Raw genomic sequence first — 4081 nt, forward strand, 5'->3', positions numbered from 1 at the left:
AACGCTTCCAGCTTAGCTTCCGCACTAAGAGAATGGCCATCAATTAAAAATGAATTTGAACCATGCATAGTGAAAACATGAGCCCAATAACGAACATGTTTTGTTGGGACAGAATATTTTTCAGCGAGCTCTCGAGGAGTGGAGCCATCAAGATACTTTTTAGCTACTTTGAACTTTAACTCGCGACTGTATTTGGACATAAATAAAAGACCCCCAATAATTGGTTGTCCAACTATTGGGGGTCACTTCACCCCCGTGGGAATGCATACCAAAGCCAAAATAGGCAGTTAATCTGACTTTCTGGGGTCACTTCAGAGCATGGGAACGAGAGATTTTCTTAACTGATTGGCATTGCACCTATTATAGGTGACCTTTTTTTATTGAGCTAAGCTTGATGAGATGATGTTGAGACCTTATCAAAGGTATACTTCGAGCAAAATTAAAACAATTGGTAAGTACACTGTGGAATTTGAATTTACGAAAAACACATTAATGGGTGAGTATTACGTCAGTTGTAATATGGAACATCAGGTGATCGCTCGCTGGCTACAAGAAGAGATAGGCAAAGATCGCACAAAGATCGAGCAAGTATTTTCGTTACTCGACCAAGTGCACCAAACGCCAGCAAAAGAGTGGAAACTGGCCGGAAAAGAGATCTCTCTTTTTGTACTTGGGAGTGAAGTCACCGTGCAAGAAAACACGTTAGGCTACAGCCATGATGTTGAGTTTGAAAGTGAATTTGAACTCTATGACAGCGAGAGCACAGCTGAGTGTGGATTGGAAGATTTTGCATCAATGATGAGACAGTGGTTGGAGTTCATTCAAAACTATTAATGCATTGCTGTTAAAGCGTGCACTTATGTGGTGAAGAATGATTTAAGCGCATTATTTTTGGGAAAGGGTTGCACAATATTTGTGCGACCCTTTGTTTTTTCTGGATAAATATCACATTAACTTCTTTTGTATCAATGGGTTAAAAAGTTGGCACGCACCTTGGATTATTAAAGTTGAAACAGAGTTAATGGACTACAGCTTCAGAGAGGACGCGATGAAACTTATAAATGCAATCATCAAACCATTCAAACTTGACGATGTGCGCGAAGCTTTAGCTGATGTTGGCATCGAAGGGATGACAGTATCAGAGGTAAAAGGCTTCGGTCGTCAAAAAGGTCACACCGAACTTTACCGTGGCGCGGAATATCAAGTGGATTTCCTGCCTAAGGTAAAAATTGAGATCGCAACACAAGCAGACAACGTCGATCGCGTTGTTGAAGCAATCATCAAAGCAGCCCACACAGGCAAGATTGGTGACGGTAAAATATTTGTTTATGACTTAAGTCATGCTGTTCGTATTCGTACTGGCGAAACAGATATCGAAGCACTTTAAGAATCAGGGATTGGAGACAACTATTATGGAACTGTCAGTAACGGTAGCGGAGTTACGCTATGCACTGGATACATTCTTTTTTGTGATTTCAGGCGCGCTGGTGATGTGGATGGCTGCTGGTTTTGCCATGCTTGAAGCCGGTTTGGTTCGTGCGAAGAATACCACAGAAATTTTGGCGAAAAACTTTATCCTTTATGCCATTGCAAGCACTATGTTCTTGCTTGTTGGCTACAATATCATGTACGTAGATAATGCCGAAGCGGGTTGGTTACCTTCATTTGGTGCGTTAATCGGTACGCAAGCTGACGGTGCTGATCACTCTCTGGAATCCGATTTCTTCTTCCAAGTTGTGTTTGCTGCAACATCCATGTCGGTTGTCTCTGGTGCGGTGGCAGAACGAATGAAACTTTGGTCTTTCCTGATTTTCGCCGTTGTGCTGACAGCGTTTATCTATCCGATGGAAGGATACTGGACTTGGGGCGGTGGCTTCTTATCTGCTGCAGGGTTCAGTGACTTTGCTGGCTCTGGTATCGTTCACTTAGCTGGTGCTGCTGCTGCTTTGGCTGGGGTGATCTTACTGGGTGCGCGTAAAGGAAAATACGGCAAAAATGGTGAGGTTTATCCAATACCGGGTTCAAACATGCCGTTAGCCACTTTAGGTACTTTCATCTTGTGGTTTGGCTGGTTTGGTTTTAACGGTGGTTCGCAACTGATGGTCTCTGATTTTGAGAACGCGACTTCGGTAGGTAAAGTTTTCCTTAATACCAACGCAGCACCAGCGGCAGGTGCGATTGCGGCTCTGTTAGTATGTAAAACGACTTGGGGTAAAGCGGATCTGACTATGGTACTCAACGGTGCATTGGCGGGTCTGGTTGCGATTACCGCAGATCCTTTATCACCATCACCACTCTTCTCTGTGGCTATCGGTGCGGTTGCGGGTGCGCTTGTGGTATTTAGTATCATCGCGTTAGACAAACTAAAAATCGATGATCCAGTGGGTGCTATCTCAGTACACGGTGTGTGTGGTTTCTTCGGTCTGATGGTGGTACCACTAAGTAATGCTGATACTGCATTTGGTTCGCAACTGTTAGGAGCTGTGGTGATTTTTGCTTGGGTATTTGTTGCGAGTCTGGTTGTTTGGGCAATTCTCAAAGCCGCTATGGGTATCCGCGTTTCTGAAGAAGAAGAGCAAGAAGGTATGGATATGCATGACTGTGGTGTCGAAGCTTATCCTGAGTTCTCAGTGTTAAAATAGTTAATACTTAGATCCTCGTCGGAAAACCTGCCCCCTGTGGCAGGTTTTTTGTTATTTATAATTGTGCTTGAGAACAACGCTTAATATAATTTATGGAAATAAAAAACATTATCATTATCACTACACATTAGGTTTAAACGATGAAAAAGATGCTCACACTTTCCGCACTTACGTTAAGCGTTTTAGCTCCGTCTGCTATGGCAGCAGAAGAAGTGAATGTTTACTCTTACCGACAGCCTTTCCTGATTGAACCCATGTTTAAAGAGTTCACTAAAGAGACGGGGATTAAGGTCAATGTGAAATTCGCCAGCGAAGGTATCGCCGAAAAGTTAGCACAAGAAGGTGAATACAGTCCTGCGGACGTGGTATTAACTTCAGAGTTTAGCCGTTTGTTCGAATTGTCTGATAAGAAGTTAACTCAACCGGTGAACAGTGCGGTTATTGATGAGAACATCCCAGCCCAATACCGTGATAGTAAAGAACAGTGGTTTGCTTTAACGATTCGTACCCGTAGTGTTTACTCTTCACGTGATCGCGTAGGCAAATTAGGCGATGATTTTAACTATCTTGATTTAGCTAAGCCTGAATATAAAGGTAAAGTCTGTACTCGTAGTGGCAAACATCCATACAACATTGCTTTAGTTGCGGCCATGATTGCTAACCACGGTGAAGCAGAAACTAAAGCATGGTTAGAAGGACTAAAAGCGAATTTGGCGCGTAAACCACAAGGTAACGACCGTGACCAAGTTCGCGCAATCAAAGAAGGGTTATGTGATCTTTCTTTAGGCAACAGCTACTACCTGGGCAAAATGCTCGAAGATAAAGAGCAAAAAAACTGGGCGGAATCGGTATACATCAACTTCCCGGATCAACATGCTCAGGGGACACACGTGAACGTCAGTGGGATGGCGATGGCCAAATATGCGCCCAATCGTGATAATGCGGTAAAACTTATGGAATTCTTAACGGGTGAAACTGCTCAGCATATGTATGCCGAAGTGAACTTCGAATACCCGGTAAAACCAGGCGTCAAGCGTTCAGAACTTGTGGCATCTTGGGGCGAATTTAAGTCAGATACGCTACCTTTAGAAAAGATTGCTGATAACCATACCGCAGCGATTAAATTACTGGACGAAGTGAAATTTGACCTTTAATTGACAGAATTTATCTTCCTCTAAATTTTAAGGGGGAGGATAAATCTCGTTCCCATGCTTTGAAGTGACCCCCAATAGTTGGACAACCAATTATTGGGGGTCTTTTATTTATGTCCAAATACAGTCGCGAGTTAAAGTTCAAAGTAGCTAAAAAGTATCTTGATGGCTCCACTCCTCGAGAGCTCGCTGAAAAATATTCTGTCCCAACAAAACATGTTCGTTATTGGGCTCATGTTTTCACTATGCATGGTTCAAATTCATTTTTAATTGATGGCCATTCTCTTA

Annotated in this window: 4 protein-coding genes and 1 pseudogene; 4 read left to right on the plus strand and 1 reads right to left on the minus strand. The window is 43.0% G+C overall.

Annotated elements, in window-relative coordinates; all coding sequences use genetic code 11:
- Positions 1–200, minus strand: a pseudogene (locus ACK5MF_RS12645) (helix-turn-helix domain-containing protein); the annotation flags it as partial.
- 262 nt (positions 201–462) lie between these two features.
- Between ACK5MF_RS12645 and ACK5MF_RS12650 the strand changes: the two are divergent.
- The 4 genes from ACK5MF_RS12650 to ACK5MF_RS12665 all read left to right on the plus strand — a co-directional run bounded on the left by ACK5MF_RS12650 (position 463) and on the right by ACK5MF_RS12665 (position 3796).
- Positions 463–834, plus strand: coding sequence for a YacL family protein (locus ACK5MF_RS12650; protein WP_416922753.1), 372 nt, complete (start codon positions 463–465; stop codon positions 832–834).
- Between the two features lie 214 nt (positions 835–1048).
- Complete coding sequence (gene glnK / locus ACK5MF_RS12655; protein ID WP_416922755.1) at positions 1049–1387, plus strand: P-II family nitrogen regulator; 339 nt, start codon at positions 1049–1051, stop codon at positions 1385–1387.
- Between the two features lie 25 nt (positions 1388–1412).
- On the plus strand, positions 1413–2642 hold the full coding sequence (locus tag ACK5MF_RS12660; RefSeq protein WP_416922757.1) for an ammonium transporter: 1230 nt from the start codon (positions 1413–1415) through the stop codon (positions 2640–2642).
- A gap of 140 nt (positions 2643–2782) precedes the next feature.
- Complete coding sequence (locus ACK5MF_RS12665) at positions 2783–3796, plus strand: Fe(3+) ABC transporter substrate-binding protein (RefSeq protein WP_416922759.1); 1014 nt, start codon at positions 2783–2785, stop codon at positions 3794–3796.
- The last annotated feature ends 285 nt before the right edge of the window (positions 3797–4081 follow it).

Origin of the sequence: Vibrio sp. (genome assembly GCF_047973365.1) — a bacterium.
In the GTDB taxonomy this organism is placed as follows: domain Bacteria; phylum Pseudomonadota; class Gammaproteobacteria; order Enterobacterales; family Vibrionaceae; genus Vibrio.

What these genes read in the sequence shown, in the direction of transcription:
- glnK (WP_416922755.1), top strand. Translation starts at nt 1,049, where the DNA reads ATGAAACTTATAAATGCAATCATCAAACCATTCAAACTTGACGATGTG.
- ACK5MF_RS12660 (WP_416922757.1), top strand. Translation starts at nt 1,413, where the DNA reads ATGGAACTGTCAGTAACGGTAGCGGAGTTACGCTATGCACTGGATACA.
- ACK5MF_RS12665 (WP_416922759.1), top strand. Translation starts at nt 2,783, where the DNA reads ATGAAAAAGATGCTCACACTTTCCGCACTTACGTTAAGCGTTTTAGCT.